Raw genomic sequence first — 17,394 nt, forward strand, 5'->3', positions numbered from 1 at the left:
TGAAATGTCTGAGAAAGAAGAGCGCATCCTGAAGCAGGATGCCCAGGAGGTCAATCTAAATGCGGAGACGATTCGGGAAATGAAAATATTTAATGCAATGCGTAACGGAGTAGCGCAGGGAAAAAAACGCAGCAAGCGGCGTTTCTATTCTTACGGAGCGGGGGCGGTACTGGCCGCGGCGGCAGCCGTCTTTCTGATCTTCTTCCCCATCGGCCTGCCAGCCGGAGGTACGGACGATTTCGACCCCGGCGGTTCAGTGCAGGCGGCCAGCACCAAAAGCTGGGATGACTTTGCGGCCTATCGCAACCAGCCATTACACAATCGGCTGGTTGCCGACATACTGGAACGGGATCTGATTAAGCCCGTCCGTCAAAGCGCGACAAACAAAGGATACCGCATGGATGTGGACGGCGCCGTCACGGATGGCCGTAAAGTGTATATCCTGTTCAGCGTGCACAACGATACGGATAAAGAAATCACACCCGCGGATACGAAAATTCAATTCGGGGATTTCGAGGTTCCATATCCGCATCGAGGCGCAGCCCTGGAAATGGCTTACGATAGTGAATCCCGGATTCCGCCCGGCCAAAGCAAGGATTATATTTATTCCACCAACTATCCGGGATCCATCGCCTATTCCAAGGATGTGAAGTTCACTCTGATCCTCACCGAAACGTCCGACCAGGCGCTCGCTTCCAGCAGCAACAAGTACCGGACCGGCCTGGAGGTATCGTTCGAGCTTGATCCGGCCAGATTCAAGGACCAAGAGCATACACTGCCTGTGGATCGCACGCTGACGGTGGACGGTCAAAAGATCAAAGTGCTCCAGGTGGAGTATACTCCGCTTAATACCTATGTCGATCTGGAATATGACAAGGCGAATACCAAACGGATTTTCAGCCTGCTTAATCCGGTTCTGATCGCAACCACCGGGAGTCAAACCGATAAATTGGTTTATCCGGGCAGAATCACGGCCGATAATTCCGAGGTGTACAAAGACCAATCGCAGGCAACGCTGGTGTTCAAGCATACCGGGCTTAACCAGCCGGATTCCGCCTCGCTGAAGATTGCCGGCATCTCGGCTCTGGAGCCGGACCGCATGAAATTTGTGATCGATCTGAACAAGCAGCAAGTTATTGAAGCCCCGACAAACGATTGGGAAATTGTCACATCCAAGCAAGAGCATAATGCAACAGAGGCAGAGATTCTGCTCCGGCGCAAAGTGACCAACCTGTTTTATTATACCGATTCGCAAGGGGCGGTGCAGGCGGAGTACATCGGCGCAAGCCTGGCCGACAAATTTACCGATGCGAAGGGCCAGGTGCATGAAAGAACGAATCGGGAAACTGCACTACACAATTTCGGCGGCACCACGACCTCTAGTGATGGTACGGGTATGGATGAGATGAGTTTATTTTTTGACAGTCAAGCTGCAGATTACCCGCAGCCGCTTACCCTATCAGTTGAACGCATCTGGAATCCAATTTTGGAGACGCAAAGTATCGAGTTGTTCTCAAAGAAATAAAAGCGAGCGATAGCGGCCGGAAGTCCAAACATTCCCTGGAGTTACGGCCAGCACCTAACAGGGACTTTCCAGCTTCATCTACACAACAAGAAGCCCCGCCAGCCAACAGCTTGCGGGGCAACTCCCTTACTTAATTCCTTTTTCAGCAGTATAAGTGTTCCACTGCTTCGTCCATTCAGCCTGAATCTTGTCCAGACCCGCCTGTTTGGCCTTCTGCATGAAGGTTTCCAGCCCTTTGTCCACATCCGCTACCAGTCCCGCTTCCAGCGGAAACAGGTACTGCTTCTCTACCTGCTCCAGGGCGGCTTTCTCTGCCTGATAGGAGGTGTAGTCCTCGGCGAATCCCAGGAACAGGTCCGGCTTCTGGATCTTGTCCAGCTCCTCAAAAATCGCCTTTACCCCGTCAAAGCCCTTGTCGAACAGCATGAATTCCGGATTTCTCCACGCCCAGCCGTTCATGCCTTCGCGGGTGAAGCCATTGGATGTGCTCGTGCCGACCAGCTTGTAATAGCCGTCCTCCACCGTGTAGTTCTTGCCTTCAATTCCGTATTGCGTCAACTGGTTATACCGTTTGTCCAGAACCAGCTTCTGATAGAAAGCGAGTGCCCGCTCGGGATTTTTGCTGCTCTTCGGAATCGCAAAACCATTGTGTATAGGATGTACGGGTGTTGCATAACCTGTGGTTTTGCCGAACGGATAGTAGGCCAGCTCCCAATCGGGATGTGTGGTGCTGATCTTCATCTTCATGTCATTATAGCGCGTCGGGTTATCCCCGAACATGCTGGCTGCTTTGCCGGAAGTAATCGGGTCCTGCATCGTATCCTTGATATTCAGCACATTTTTCGGAATAAAGCCTTTGTCTGCCCAGCGCTTCATGGTTTTCAGCTCTTCTTTTTGCTCATCAGAACCCCAGTAGGAGTACACTGTAGTAGGTGATTCATACTTCACGCCCATGCCGTACGGCAGAGCGCCAACCATTTTGTTCAGCTCGGTATAAATGTAATGAAGATTGTTGCCGATATCACTGTTCAGGGACATCGGCATCAAATCCGGCTCGTTTTTGGCAATGCCGTCCATATAGGCTTCATAGCTGGCCAGATCCGTTGGGGCTGGAAGATTATATTTCTTGCGCAGATCCTCACGGTATACAAAACCGTTGGTCACATATTCTTTATAGGTTGCGGGAACGGTGTAGATTTTGCCGTCCACCTTCACATCTTCCCACATGCTTTCAGGAACGAATTTCTGCAGCTCCGGAGCAGCTTTGGGCAGCAGATCATCCAGCGGCAGGAAGGCGCCCCGTTTGGCATAGGATTGGTACTGGGTCCAGTCCGCTGTAAAAATCAGATCAATCGCCTGGCCCGAAGACAGCAGCAGCTTGTATTTCTGATCCCAGTCCGTCCAGCTCGTATAGTTGAACTTCACGGTAGCATTCAGTTCCTCCTGGGCCATCTTGTTGATTTCATCCTGAATGACCGGCAGATCCTTGGGAGCGTCGCCAAGCATGTAGAACTGCAGCTCCACCTTCTTCGAGGTGTCGATTCCGGTGTCCGCTGCGGCTGCGGCGTTACCCTCTGTTTTCACGGCAGTATTACTCCCGCCCTCTGTCCCCGCGCTGTCTTTGTTCCCGTTACTGTTATTGCCGCCGCATCCCGCAAGAAGCGAAAGGGCCAGCGCAGCCGTTGTAAGCGCTGCCAGTGTTTTTCTGCCTGTTGCCTTTTTCATATGAACCCTCCTAAACGTTTTGTAAGCCTAGCTCCCTGAATTCACCTCGTACAAAACTGCCCTCATCTTGTAACTCTATGTTAGCCGAATAACAAAAGCCCGGTAATGGTGCTTTCTGCCATACGGTTCTAACCTTTTACAGCCCCGATCGTCAGTCCCTTCACAAAATAGCGCTGGATGAACGGGTACAAAAACAAAATAGGTCCGGTAACAATGATAGCCATCGCCATCTTGGTCGATTCGGTAGGCAAATCGCTGCCCAGGCTGACACCGGTACCTGCGCCCATATTGGCTATGAAAGCCGCCGAATTGATGACATTGTACAAATGGAACTGCAGCTGGTACTTATGGGGGTCATTAATGAACAGTGAAGACGAGAACCAATCGTTCCAGTAGGCCAGAGCGAGGAAGAGGCCAACCGTGGCGATGCCGGGCATCGACAGCTGGAGCACAATCCTCCAATAGATTTTGAAGTCACCGGCCCCATCGATCTTGGCGGATTCGAACAGCTCCTCAGGGACGGCGGAACGGATGAAATTCTTCATCAGAATAATCAGGAACGGCGTCATCAGCCCCGGAAAAATCAGCGCACCGTACGAATCAGTGAGATGCAGATATTTGGTCATCATAATGTACCAGGGCACCAGTCCCCCGCCGAACAGGGTAGTGAAGTAAATGTAGAATGAGAAAGTATTGCGGTATTTAAAATCCTTGCGGGCCAGCACATAACCGGCCATCGTCATAAAAAACAGCCCCAGTGTCGTGCCCGTCACCGTTGTAAACAGCGTAACGCCATATGCCCGCAGCACCTCGTCCGGGAAGGTGAACACTGTTTTGTACCCCTCCAGCGAGAATTGCGCCGGTATCAGATGATACCCGTCCTTAATAATCGAATCATTGGCCGTCAAGGAAGCCGAAATAATCAGCAGGAACGGGACCAGACAGGCCAGCGAGCCGAGAATGATAACCGTGTAGGCAAGCCCCTGCAGCAGCCTTGTATAATGATCGTCTTTGATATGCATGCTCTTTTTCTCCTTCCGTATCATGTCCGGCAGCTCCTAGAACAAAGCGTAATCGTCGTTTATTTTGCGGATAATGTAGTTGACCGTCATGATCAGAATGAAGCCGAACAGCGATTGATACAGCCCGGCTGCTGTGGCCATTCCGATATCAAAGGTAACCTTAAGCGAGCGGAACACATACGTATCCAGAATATCCGTAGTATTATAGAGCACCCCGTTGTTGCCGATCAGCTGGTAAAAGAGGTCAAACTGCCCCTTCATGATACTTCCAAGCGAGAAGAGCAGCAGCACAATAAAGGTTGATTTCAGCATCGGCACCGTGATATACCAGATCCGCTGGAAGATATGCGCACCGTCGATCTTGGCCGCTTCATAATATTCGTCGCTGATCCCCGTAATGGAGGCCAGGTAGATGACCATGCTGTAGCCAAGATTTTTCCAGAGATAGAATACGATAATCAGGAAGATCCAGACGCCCGGTTTGTTGTAGACATCTACAGGGCCGGCTCCGAATTGGGCCAGCAGCGTATTCAAGAAACCGTTATCATAATTGAACACGTTATATACGATAACACTCAGAATAACGAAAGAAACGAAATACGGCAGGAACATGATCGATTGGGTCAGCTTTTTGAACCATTTGACACGCAGCTCACTGAGCAGAATCGCACAGACGATGGCCAGCACATTCCCTAGCAGGATAAACGCCAGATTGTAGCCGATTGTATTGAGCGTAAGCTTCACCAGTGTGCCGGACTTCCAGAGAAATTCGAAGTTCTTGAAGCCCACAAAGGGCGCATCGAACATTCCGGAATTGAAGTCAAATTGGGTAAACGCGTAATACACGCCGACCATCGGGAAATACGAGTTGACCAGAAAAAACAGCAATGCAGGCAGCAGCATCAGAAAAAGAACCCGGTTATGGACCAGCTCATGCAGAAAACCCTTTTTCCTCTTCTTCCCGGTCCTTGCCCCTGTCTCTGACGGCAGCTGCCCCGCCTCCTTAATAGGAAGCTCTATGGCGAGCGCTGTAACGGACTTGCGTTTACGGTGTCTCAATGCCTTCACCCTCCTGTTACTTCTATATAGTTCATTGCGGCAGCATACGCCTTCCCGCCACCGTCTGGACGCTTGAAGCTGCACTCAGCGGCTCCGTCCAATGTATGCTCTGAGTATAGAAGACATCTCCGCAGGGTGAACAGTGCAGCTTGAGGGTATTCCTGTATGATGTGGAGTATCGGCTGGTGCACTTTTCTGACTTTTGTGGAGAAAATAAAGAATGCACGCAAATAAGCCCCGTAAGCGCTCCTGTTTCAGGGCAGCTCCGGGGCCTTTTTCCACATATTTAAACCATTACTTCTTTGCAGCTCGTTCTTGGGCCTCTCTCTCCAACGACGCAAAATATGCAATCTTATGTTCAATCTTCTGCGCAAAGCTCTGAAAAAACTTAATCTTCTCATCAATTTGCAGCTTATGGGCCTGCAGCAGCTTCCGCTGGTCCGGCAGCGCTTCCACCCCTTCCCGGGATAACGCGATGAATTGCTTGATCTCAGCAATCGGCATCCCCGTATCCTTCAGGCAGCAGATCAGGGAGATCAGCTCCAGATCCTCGTCGTGAAAGCAGCGGTTGCCATGTTCATCTCTTGCTACAACGGGCAGAACACCTTCTCTTTCATAATAACGCAGTGTATATTGGCTAAGTCCGCTCTTTTGTGCTATGGTTTTGATGCTGTAACCCATATGTCAGCTCCATTCCGCCGCGTACGCTCCGGCAAGTAGAATTACCTTTAAGTTAACACCAATGCGCTTCTATTAAAAGCCCCGCCAGGAAATCTATTGACTTACACCTAACTCTAAGGTCTAAAATTTACAGCGTACCTTACATTTAAGGAGTGAATAATTAATGGTAAAAACAATTAACGTGGGTAATGGCACATTAGAGGTTGCCGAGATTTCATTAGGTTGTATGCGGATTGCCGACTTGTCGGCCAAAGAAGCTGACGTTCATATTCACAGTGCTCTGGAAGCAGGCATTGATTTTTTTGACCATGCGGACATCTATGCCGCCGGCAAAGCTGAAGAAGTGTTTGGCGATGTCGTTGCCAGCAGCCCGGGCATGCGCGACAAGTTGATGATTCAGACGAAATGCGGCATCCGCCAAGGCTTTTTTGACTTTTCCAAAGAGCATATTGTGTCATCCGTAGAGAACAGCCTGAAACGTCTGAAGACCGATTATGTGGATGTGCTTCTGCTCCACCGTCCTGACACCTTAATGGAGCCGGGGGAAGTCGCTGAAGCCTTCGATTACCTGGAGCAAAAAGGCATGGTCAAGCACTTCGGTGTCAGCAACCAGAACCCGCTGCAAATTGAGCTGCTCAAAAAAAATGTCAAACAAAAGCTGCTCTTCAATCAGCTGCAGCTGAGCATTATGGTTTCCGGCATGATTGACTCCGGCTTCAATGTGAATATGACGAACTCCGCTTCCGTTGTGCATGATGGCGGCATTCTGGAGTACAGCCGTCTGCATGACATGACCATTCAGCCTTGGTCCCCGTTCCAATACGGCTTCTTTGAAGGCGTATTCCTGGGAAATGACAAGTTCCCGGAAGTGAACAAGGTTATTAACCGGTTGGCTGACGAAAAAGGTGTGGCCGACACTGCCATCGCTATCGCCTGGCTCCTAAGACACCCGGCCAAGATGCAGCCGATTGTAGGCACTACCAACACCCAGCGCCTGCTCGACATTGCCAAGGCTTCAGATATCACCCTCTCCCGGGAAGAGTGGTATGAGATCTACCGTGCAGCGGGGAACAAGCTTCCTTAACGGGCTTAGGGATACCGTTTTTTAGAGAATGGTATCCCTCATCCTTGCTCTTAGTTTTTTCCTGCTGCCTGTAACAACGAGATTATAGATAACAGTTGGTGATAAGATGTTCAAAATAGGAGAATTTTCTAAATTGACACAAATTTCAATCCGAATGCTCCGATACTATGATGAAGTAGGACTTTTAAAGCCAGCAGAAACCGACAAGTGGACAGGATACCGTATGTATTCGGTCGAGCAAATACCTGTTCTAAATAAAATTATTTATCTCCGGGATAGTGGATTTAATGTTTCGGAAATTGCAGTAGCCCTTGACAAAATGGATGATAAATCGCTTATAGAACAGCTTGACGCAAAATATGCGGAAATAGAAAAGACAATTCAAGATAACATAGTTAAATTAAGAAAAATCGAAGTCGCTAAAAAGGAGCTTTTAGGGCAGAAAAATGAAATTCACTATAACATTTCAATTAAGTCCATTCCAAGTTATCAAGTTCTATCCCTGCGTAGAATCATTCGGGACTATTACGCCGAGGGCGAACTATGGCAAGAGTTATCTGCTTTTGCCGAAGAAAACCACATACATATTTACAGTAATACTTTTTCTATTTATCACGACATAGAGTACAAAGAGTCTCATGTGGATGTTGAGCTATGCCTTCCTGTAAAAAAACAGGGAAAAAGTACAAACTGCTTTACCTATCGAAATACCGAGCCTATACCCACGATGGCTTGCACAATGGTATGTGGTGATTTCACTAATATAGCTGGAGCATATATAGCTTTTGCTGAATGGCTGCAACAGAACAGCCAATATAAGATGTCCGGGCAAACACGGCAAATCGTACACTGTGGCCCATGGAATGAGAATAATCCAGAAAAATACCTAATAGAACTTCAAATACCATTGGAGATTGTATAAAAACGTCTTGCATTTTGCTGGACGTTTTTTTATCCTCTTGACTCTCACATGGTGTGAGGGCTTACGCTGCACCTGACATCGAATACGAGGAGGATATAATATGAGTAATTTAGAAGTACATTCCATTGGCAAGATTCGCAGCAACGAGAGCGGTACTTTCATTACATTGGAAAAAAAATTCATTCCGGCTTTACAATCATTAGAGGGTTTTAGCCATATCAATGTACTTTGGTGGATTAGCGATCACGACGACGAGCATTCGCGCTCCGTACTGCAAACCGAGTCACCGTACAAAGGCTCTCCCGAGGTCATGGGGATTTTTGCTACAAGGTCGCCTATGCGTCCTAATCCGATAGCGTTGACCGCAGCGGAAATTATCCAAATCGACTTTGAAAAGGGCATAATTCAAGTGGCATTTATGGATGCATACGACAATACTCCCGTTCTTGATATTAAGCCTTACACGCCCAGCCTTGACAGGGTTGAAACCCCCGGTGTCCCGGCATGGTGCAGCAGGTGGCCGAAAAGTACTGAAGAATCTGGTTCCTTTAATTGGGCAGAAGTTTTTAATTTTTAAGGAGGGAAGAGCTTAGCAGATCGAATTATTCAAGCGGTATAGCATCTTGTAATTGCTATACCGCCCACATCTTAAACATCTTTATCTCAGCCCAGTTAAATCAAGGTTTTACGGGTTTTTATTTCTTACATCCTGTACGTTTGTTTTATTTCAGATAAGGTCCGGTCTCTCCAATTCCGCCTTTGCCGTTCAGGACATAGACCCTTGCATTCCCTTTGCCGGAGCATGTCAGGGTAATCGTACCGTTGGTAACGGTTTTGGTATCGCCAGTCACCGCATCCACATAGGTTCCGTTCGGAATCCCGGTAAAGGTAGCATTTCCCGAAATCGTAACCAAGGCAAAGCTGTCAATGCCTTTGGCGCTGTCAGTGTATCTTCTTTTAAATGCCAGGTTCCCTGATACATTCTCTGTAGAATACTGGCCTTTCTGTAAGGCTGGAACCGCTCTTCTGATCAGATTCAGCTGTCTGATATGCTTCGCCAAAGGATAATTCAGCGATTCGGCAAGCGTGCCGGTTGCATTCGTATATTTACCGTAATCCTGAACCGTAACGCTGCCTTCTATGTGATCGCCATAGTAAGCACGGCCTGTTGCGCTGAGCGGTGCGTTTGGACCTACATCGAGGACTACTCCCTTCTTGAACTCGATTTCCGAGCCATAGTAGATGGCGGGAATTCCCCGGAAGGTGAACATCAGCGCGAGATTCTCAGCCCAAGTATCCTGTGTACCCGCAAACCGCTGATTTTCCGGAGCCTGGTCCGGTGCATAGTCATGAGAGTCGACATAGGTTACATTCCAGGTTGCATCATTATAGAATTGGTCACCGCTTCTCATACTGAAGGCTTCCTGTGCTGTCTTGAAAGCCCAATGCATCGGAAAATCAATTACATCCATACCCGATTTCATCGAATAGTCAGGCGCATGATAGGTATTGCCGTTCAGGAAAGCATTGTTCGAAGTAGGCTGGCCTGCTGTAGTAGAATTGTCTGCCCACTCCTGTTCAACCGACGCTTTGTTGGAAGCGTAATCATTTGTACTATCGCCCGGATACGATTTCGCAGATTTCCAGGTATAAAACGGCGTCGAAATTGCCGGAATTCCGCTGTTCCATACATCTCTGTAGCGGGTGGCCACTTCACCAAACATGAAGAAGTCCGAGCCTCCTCTTGTCTTCCAGGCAGGAATAAAGTATTTATTGAAAATATACCGGCTCACATGCTTCACTGTATCGAGACGGAAAGCGTCAACACCCATATCAATATATTGGTTATAGGAGTCAATCAGATATTGGTCAACTACAGGATTCTCCGTGTTGAGGTCGACGCAGTCTCCGGCAATCTGTCCTGTCTGTACGGTGTAGGATTCCCAGGAAAGGCTTTTCTCCGTATGGTACATGTTATTGTTTGTCTCCGCCGTCTTCATTAAGGCAATTCTTGCCTGATATTGCTGATCGGGTGTCATGGAATCATAGTTTGACGGCAGCTTATCCGTTATTTTGAGCAAGTTGCTGACGGTATCCGGCTTGGTCTCATCTTTCTTGAACATGGGGAACAAATTCTCTTCACCGAAATTGCCGGTATGATTGACAACGACATCCTGAATAATTTTTATCCCTTTTGCATGCGCGGCATTGATTAAATCTTGATAGGAGGCTCCCGCAGATTCATACCTTGGGTCTACTTTGGCAAAATTGATCGCGTGGTACCCGTGATAATCGTAACCGCTCGCATTCTGCACAACAGGTGTAATCCAGATGGCACTGAATCCGAGGGCTTTGATGTAATCCAGCTTTTGAATCAGCCCTTTAAAGTCTCCTCTCCAAGCCGGGTCCGAATCCGGATTATTCGCCTTGGCATCATCCCATGCGTGCTCGTTGTTACTTGGATCGCCATCATAGAACCGCGAAGTGATGACGAAATAAATGCTGTCCTCCCGGAAATCTCCCGACTTTCCAATATTGTAGACAAAGCTTTGTGTGGTTTGATTCCCAGCTCCGTCTATCACAAGGAACTTCAGGGTGGTGGTTTTGGAGATCAGGATGGAAGGTCCCGTCAAACCGGCCATTGCATTGCCAGAAATATAAGCTTTAGAACCTGCGGTTGGTTCCGTACCATCATCGGTATAATATGCCCTTGTGGTTGCTGCCTTGTTATCTTTTATGTTAAAGGATACGGTAACCGCAGTATCGGAATGCCCCACAGGCAAATTCGGAGTGATGGTTGGAGCCTGTAAATCGGCATTTAAGTCAATGACATAAGCGAAAGAAGCTACATTTCCTGCCTGACCGGTTGAGTTCACACCAAAAGCCTTGATGGTCATAGAGGAAGCCACCTGAATTGGCGAGGTATACAAGGCTGATGCTGCCGTAGGTGTTGAACCGTTGGTTGTATAGTAAATTTTATCCCCGCTATTGGTGCTGGAAAGCTTCACCGTCTGGGCAGAATCATATGTTTTTGGTGCAGGAGAGACTGAAATCACTGGAATTTTGGGGAGTTCCGGGTTGGCTTCATACCACATGTTATCCGTGTAAAACCAGGACTCCTTCACATTGCGGGACAAATCGGCCGTCTGTTTACCGCTGCCGTCATTAAAAATCATACTGGCACTCGCGGCTCCGGCAATCGTATAGCTGTACCAGTCATTTCCGTCGGAATTCATCAGAATTCCCGGCCATGCCCCGCTTGTCGGAACGGTTGCTGGACTCAGATTCCAGTAATGGATTCGCATTGAATTCCAGCTTGAGGGTTTCTTCACATGAACCGTTATCCCGGCTGCTGGTGTTGCAGTTGCCGTTGCTGTAGGTGTTACCGTTGCTGTAGGCGTGGCTGTTGCTGTAGGCGTTGCCGTTGCTGTAGGCGTGGCTGTTGCTGTAGGCGTTGCCGTTGCTGTAGGCGTGGCTGTTGCTGTAGGCGTTGCCGTTGCTGTAGGCGTGGCTGTTGCTGTAGGCGTGGCTGTTGCTGTAGGCGTTGGAGTAATTCCAGCAGAAAGTGTCATGTAATCAAGATTAATATTACCACTGTCATTAGAATCATATTTGTATGCAATCGTATTATTCCCTGCCAGTAAGGAGAGGGTTTCGGTTTGGTCACCCCAGGTGTTCCAGTTTGCCAGACTTGCCAAGGTTGTCTGTTTAACTTTGCTTCCGTTGACGTATATGGAAACTGTCTTCGCACTTCCGCTTGCGTTAGCGTAATGGAGAGTGGCATTATAAGTGCCTGCTGTTGAAGCCTGAACGGTAAAAGTTGCAGTTGCTCCGGGAACATTGTATCCATCCACAAACCCGGTCCCTGAATACCCGGTGTGATCGGTATTTACCTTTGCCCCTCCAGACAAAACCGCGCTTTCGCCTTCATACTTCCCCTCAGCCGGTATAACCACCGTCCAGTTCTTCCCGCCATTACTATCCCAATAATCCGTAGGCGCCGTAATGTGATAGCAATAAATTAATGTAGCACCTTCTGGCACACTAATGTTTGCAGTAAATGTAGACCCGCTCTTGGACATAACCGTGTCCGTAGAATCTGTCCAGTTATTTGCAGTCCAATGCAGCGTCACGGCAGCTGCCGTAGAATTCGTATAGGTTACTGTATAATCGGTATTGCTTGCAGAAGCCCCGCCGGACAGCCCGAACAAGCTAAAACAAAGTGCAAAAATGACTAACCATGAAACATATGACCTGGTTTTTTTTCTCAACACGGACAAACCTCCCATGAATTTAATAGAAGCGCAAACGTTTGCATTAAAGTGAAAAAAAATACGCCGCTACAATTTTTCATCAACCGCCCCCTGTTGGACATATAGAAAAGCACTCATGTACGCGCTTACAATTCAAGCTGATAAACAAACCAAGAAGAAATTCAAATTCCGCATACAATCGACTTTTTCCTTTTCTGATTATAATCCCCATCTTTTTCCTGGTCAATGATAATTTGAACGTTCATGAAAGCGTATGCATAGAATCTTCAGTCAAAACTCAACCCGCGCGCACCGATTGGGTACCGGAACGTGCGGGCTGCTTTTTTATCTGTCTGCTTGACAGGGTGCGGCCAAGCCGGGATTTACGTTTTTTTTATGAATGAATAGAGTTTCCTGCTGCAGTCACCGGATGCAGATCCGGCCCCTGAGAATCGAATTGGCTGTGATAGAGGTCAAAGTAAGCTCCTCTTTTGGCCAAAAGCTCCAGATGGCTGCCCTGTTCAATTACCGTCCCCTGATCGATCACCAGAATAATGTCCGCATTGCGGATAGTGGACAGCCTGTGGGCGATAACAAAGCTGGTTTTCCCCTTCATCAAGGTGTTCATAGCCTTCTGAATATATATCTCCGTACGTGTATCTACATTGCTGGTTGCTTCATCCAGAATCAGAATCGGCGGGTGGGTAAGAAAAGCCCTTGCGATGGTCAGTAATTGTTTTTGCCCCTGGGAGAGATTCGAAGCTTCCTCGTTGATCACAGTATCATAGCCGTCCGGCAAAGTCCGGATAAAATGATCAGCATGGGCCAGCTCCGCAGCATGGATAATCTCCGCAAAGGTGCAATTGGGGCAGCCGTAAGCTATATTGTCCTTGATCGTTCCATGAAACAGCCAGGTATCCTGAAGGACCACACCGAACATTCTCCGCAGACCGGCCCGCTGCATATCTCTGATGTCCACGCCATCAATCCGGATCTCCCCTTGATTAATTTCATAAAACCGCATCAGCACATTGACCAGCGTAGTTTTCCCGGCCCCCGTTGGACCTACAATAGCCACAGTGTTCCCCTTCTCCACTTGAAAATCAACATTCCGGAGCAGAGCCTCTCCCCCATCATACGCAAAGCTGACGTTGTGGTAGCCGACCCGGCCCTGGGGGTTCGCAATGGCAATAGCCTCTGCAGCTTCCATGTCTTTCAGCTCTTCCATCGCATCCAGTACTTCAAAAATCCGTTCAGCGGATGCGATCGTAGCCTGAAAGCTGTTCATAATATTCGAGATTTGGTTAATCGGCCGGGAAAACTGCTTAGAATACTGAATAAAGGCTTGAATATCGCCTATCTTTATTTTTCCATGAATTACGAAAATCCCACCGGCAACGCACACTACGATATACCCGATGTTATTGATGAAATCCATTAAGGGCATCATAAAGCCGGTAATAAACTGGGACTTCACCCCCGCTTCACACAGCCTGCCGTTGATCTCCCTGAACTTCTCCTCCGATTCTTGTTCCAGCCCGTAGGCCTCTACGACAGTTAGACCTGTGTACATTTCTTCCACATGCCCGTTAAGCTCCCCCGCAGCTCTGCGCTGGGCGATAAAATAGGGTTGCGACCGTCCCGCCAAAAACTTGATCGATAAGACACTTAATGGAATGGTTACTACTGTGACCAAGGTTAATAAAGGGCTGATCAGCAGCATCATGGCCAACACTCCAACAATGAGAATTACGGCCGAAATCAGCTGGGTAAGATTCTGCTGCAGGGTGACTCCGATTGTATCCACATCATTGGTCACACGGTTCAATAACTCGCCATGGGAGTACAAATCAAAAAATTTCAAGGGCAGCCGGGCCATCTTCCGGTTCAAATCTTCCCTTATTTGAAAAACAATTTTTTGTGAAATATTCACCATGAAATGCTGCTGCAAATAGGAGAAGACCGCACTAATCAGATAGATGCTGAACAGAATGAATATGATACTTCTAATCGCCGCAAAATCAATATGGGCTCCAGCAGTATTCTTCAGTCTGCCGGAAATCCCTTCTGCCAGGATATTGGTGGCATCCCCCATTATTTTAGGGCTGAAAATACTGAATAGTGTACTGGCCACAGTCATCAGACATACCATTAACACCTGCAGCTTATATTTATCCAGATATCCCAGAATTCGTTTGACCGTGCCTTTATAGTTTTTGACCTTTTCTTTGGGGTGACCAATGGAGCCTACCGGATTGAGGCCTCTCATAGATTTGTTCATTAACGAGGTTTTATCCTCCTTGCTCATGCCGACGCCTCCCCTGACAGCTGTGAGGAGACGATTTCTTTATAAGCCGCACAGGTATCGAGCAGTTCCTTATGCGTCCCCATGCCGGCTATGCAGCCCTGATCCATGACAAGAATGGTATCTGCATCCATGACCGTACTTACTCTTTGCGCAACAATAATTACGGTAGCTGCCGATGTCTCTTTCTTAAGCGCGTTTCTTAAATGAAGGTCCGTAGTGAAATCAAGGGATGAGAAGCTATCGTCAAAAATATAGATATCCGGTCTACGGACCAGTGCACGGGCTATGGCGAGCCGCTGCTTCTGTCCGCCGGAAAGATTCGTCCCGCCTTGTGTTATTTCCGCAGCATATCCGCCTTCCATACGGAGGATGAACTCATGGGCCTGGGCCATTTCAGCAGCCTTCCTGATCTCCTCTGGAGCTGCATTCCTGCTGCCAACCCTGAGGTTATCAGCAACCGTGCCCCCGAAGAGAACCGTTTGCTGCGGGACTACCCCCATTCTGGCTCTAAGGCTCTGCAGCGGAATCTCCTTGATGTCCACGCCATCCAAGAGAATACTCCCCTCCTGTGAATCGTAAAAACGGGGGATGAGATTGATTAACGCGGATTTTCCGGAGCCGGTGCCGCCGATAATGGCCAGGGTCTTGCCCGGACCCGCCAGAAAGGAAACATCCCGCAAAGCCGGGCGCTCCGCCCCCGGATAACTAAAGGTGACATTCCGGAATTCAATGCGGCCTTTGCCGGATTCACCACTCCGGCCCTGGCGCTTGTCCTGAATGTCCGGGGTAAGCGCAAGAACCTCCTGAATCCGTTCCGCCGAGGCTCTGGCCCGCGGCATTACCGAAAACATCATCGAAACAAACACGATGCATATAATGATCTGCATCATATATTGGATGTATGCCATCAGATCCCCAATCTGCATACTCCCGCTGCCAATGAACTTCCCTCCGTACCATAGTACCGCCAAAGTAGCTGCATTCATGATCAGCATCATCAGCGGCATGACCAGCGCGATGGTCAGGTTTGCTTTTACCGATACAGCCGTCAGGTCTTTGCTCGCTTCATGAAATCTTTGGGTCTCGCCCTCCATTTGATGAAAAGCGCGGATAACCCTGATCCCCTTCAGATTCTCGCGGGCAATCAGGTTTAACTGATCCAGCTTCTCCTGCATTGCCTTGAAGAAACGCATACTTTTCTTCCCGATAACAGCAGTACATAGTCCGAGAACCGGCAGAACTGCCAGAAAAACCAGAGAAAGCTGTGCGTTTTTGGAAACAGCCATAATGATGCTTCCAATCAGGATCATCGGAACAATAATCACGCGCAGCATCGTCGTGAATATCTGCTGGAACTGTGTAATATCATTTGTTGTGCGGTTAATAAGGGAAGCCGTACCTATCTGATCCAATTCCCGCAGCGAAAAACTCTGTACTTTGGCAAACACAGCAGTGCGCAGAGAGCTTCCGTAACCTACCGTGACCTTCGCAGATATATAACTGGTCAATGTAATGACCACTGCATTAAATAAAGCCACCAGAATCATATACTCCCCAATTTCCAGAATATAACGGGTATCTTTTCTTAGGATTCCCTTATTCACTATGTCTGACATTAATGTAGGCAGATAGACCTCCGCCATGGCCTGACAAAAGGCTAATATGAAAATCAAACTGATGTGAACTCTATATGGCTTTAAAAATCTCATCAATTTTGCCAAGTTCCCGACCTCCCGCTATACAAGCTCTGGCTTATCGGACTGCACATTCGATTATGGAAAATTTACTTGGTGTTTGCTTGACGGCCAAGATATCCAATCCGGCTTGATCAACCAGCTTGCCCAGCTCGGCCAGATTCCGGACACTTCCGCCTTCGGAGCAGACCAGGAACAATAAATCACGGAAGGCCTCTTCCGGGGACAGTCCCTCTTTCGCCGGGAGATTCTCGATAATAATCAGCTTGGCCTCCCTTGTCATGACCTTGCGGATGTTGGCAAGAATACTGACGACATGCTCGTCGTCCCAGTCATTCAGCACCTTGCTGATCATATATAGACTGCCGCCGGAGGGTATCTGCTCAAACATGCTGCCTGGGACCAGTGTGCAACGTTCTCCGATTTCTGACCCTCCGATATTCGCACTGGCCCTTTCTATCGTTTCGGGAAGATCGAACAAGATCCCCTTAGCTTCGGGAACCGATTGCAGCACTCCGGAAATCAGCTGACCGAGCCCTCCGGCCACATCAACGATGACATCATATTGACCGAACGGGTAGGACGCTAGCAGGGCGGGCAGACTCATCCTGGAGTAGATCTCCATAGCTTTGTCCATGGTTTGCAAATAATTGTCTTTCATCTCATGATTTCCGTACCATTGCTCGCCAAAAACCTTCTCAAATGCAGGTTTGCCTGTCTGAATGCTATATTTCATCTCAACCATTGACTGCACTACGGTCTCATGCAGCAGGTATTTCACCAGCGGCTCCAGGGATCTGGGAGATTTCCCGGTGAGAAGGGTGGCTCCATACTCCGTAACTTCATAGTTTCCCTCTTCGTCTTGAGTCACCAGGCTTATGGATTGGAGTGCCTTTAACAGCCTGGACAGGGCCGGGGCATTCAAGCTCAGGGATTCTGCCATAGCAGAGACTGTAATTTTCCCGTTGTTAAAGGCACTGAACACACCTAGCTCCACTGCGGTTTTGACAGCAAGAGAAAATCCTAAACCAGATACAATCTGCATAACTACAGCCTGGGGAAAAATTGTGGGCATGGACTGTTCACTTTTCGTTGCATTTGTCATTGTATAGACCTCCATT

At 48.4% G+C, this 17,394-nt stretch carries 12 protein-coding genes; 4 read left to right on the forward strand and 8 right to left on the reverse strand.

Translation table 11 applies throughout. The annotated features are described in order from the left end of the window. The first annotated feature begins 4 nt into the window (after positions 1-4). Complete coding sequence (locus PRIO_RS28595) at positions 5-1,525, forward strand: DUF4179 domain-containing protein (RefSeq protein WP_020429573.1); 1,521 nt, start codon at positions 5-7, stop codon at positions 1,523-1,525. A gap of 126 nt (positions 1,526-1,651) precedes the next feature. Here the strand turns inward: PRIO_RS28595 and PRIO_RS28600 are convergent, their stop codons facing one another. The 4 genes from PRIO_RS28600 to PRIO_RS28615 form a co-directional block, all read right to left on the reverse strand. Beyond that, a complete protein-coding gene (locus PRIO_RS28600; RefSeq protein ID WP_020429574.1) occupies positions 1,652-3,250 on the reverse strand; it encodes an extracellular solute-binding protein in 1,599 nt (532 codons plus the stop codon). Positions 3,251-3,378: 128 nt separating this feature from the next. Next, positions 3,379-4,272 carry a carbohydrate ABC transporter permease gene (locus PRIO_RS28605; RefSeq protein WP_039789274.1) on the reverse strand — a complete coding sequence of 298 codons (894 nt, stop codon included), beginning with the start codon at positions 4,270-4,272 and terminating at the stop codon, positions 3,379-3,381. Positions 4,273-4,308: 36 nt separating this feature from the next. Continuing rightward, positions 4,309-5,175 (reverse strand): ABC transporter permease, encoded by an 867-nt coding sequence (locus PRIO_RS28610; RefSeq protein ID WP_231869985.1) that lies wholly within the window; start codon positions 5,173-5,175, stop codon positions 4,309-4,311. Positions 5,176-5,625: 450 nt separating this feature from the next. Continuing rightward, a complete protein-coding gene (locus PRIO_RS28615; protein WP_020429577.1) occupies positions 5,626-6,012 on the reverse strand; it encodes a MerR family transcriptional regulator in 387 nt (128 codons plus the stop codon). 163 nt (positions 6,013-6,175) lie between these two features. Between PRIO_RS28615 and PRIO_RS28620 the strand changes: the two genes are divergently transcribed. From PRIO_RS28620 to PRIO_RS28630, 3 genes are all read left to right on the forward strand, one after another. Continuing rightward, the gene (locus PRIO_RS28620; RefSeq protein WP_020429578.1) at positions 6,176-7,096 is read left to right on the forward strand and encodes an aldo/keto reductase; all 921 of its coding nucleotides are present in this window, start codon (positions 6,176-6,178) and stop codon (positions 7,094-7,096) included. Positions 7,097-7,202: 106 nt separating this feature from the next. Next, positions 7,203-8,018, forward strand: a complete 816-nt coding sequence (locus PRIO_RS28625) for a MerR family transcriptional regulator (RefSeq protein WP_046505726.1) — start codon at positions 7,203-7,205, stop codon at positions 8,016-8,018. A 100-nt stretch (positions 8,019-8,118) separates the two neighbouring features. Continuing rightward, the gene (locus tag PRIO_RS28630) at positions 8,119-8,595 is read left to right on the forward strand and encodes an SAM-dependent methyltransferase (RefSeq protein WP_020429580.1); all 477 of its coding nucleotides are present in this window, start codon (positions 8,119-8,121) and stop codon (positions 8,593-8,595) included. Positions 8,596-8,740: 145 nt separating this feature from the next. On the opposite strand, the gene PRIO_RS28635 is transcribed toward PRIO_RS28630, so the two are convergent. From PRIO_RS28635 to PRIO_RS28650, 4 genes are all read right to left on the reverse strand, one after another. Further along, positions 8,741-12,292, reverse strand: coding sequence for an alpha-amylase family glycosyl hydrolase (locus PRIO_RS28635; RefSeq protein ID WP_046505729.1), 3,552 nt, complete (start codon positions 12,290-12,292; stop codon positions 8,741-8,743). Between the two features lie 373 nt (positions 12,293-12,665). After that, complete coding sequence (locus PRIO_RS28640) at positions 12,666-14,579, reverse strand: ABC transporter ATP-binding protein (protein ID WP_020429582.1); 1,914 nt, start codon at positions 14,577-14,579, stop codon at positions 12,666-12,668. After that, positions 14,576-16,288, reverse strand: coding sequence for an ABC transporter ATP-binding protein (locus PRIO_RS28645; protein ID WP_331709855.1), 1,713 nt, complete (start codon positions 16,286-16,288; stop codon positions 14,576-14,578). The genes PRIO_RS28640 and PRIO_RS28645 overlap by 4 nt, the downstream gene beginning before the upstream one ends. Positions 16,289-16,331: 43 nt before the next feature. Beyond that, complete coding sequence (locus PRIO_RS28650; RefSeq protein ID WP_020429584.1) at positions 16,332-17,378, reverse strand: methyltransferase; 1,047 nt, start codon at positions 17,376-17,378, stop codon at positions 16,332-16,334. Positions 17,379-17,394 lie beyond the last annotated feature (16 nt).

The sequence above is a fragment of the Paenibacillus riograndensis SBR5 genome, from assembly GCF_000981585.1.
In the GTDB taxonomy this organism is placed as follows: Bacteria; Bacillota; Bacilli; order Paenibacillales; family Paenibacillaceae; genus Paenibacillus_AQ; species Paenibacillus_AQ riograndensis.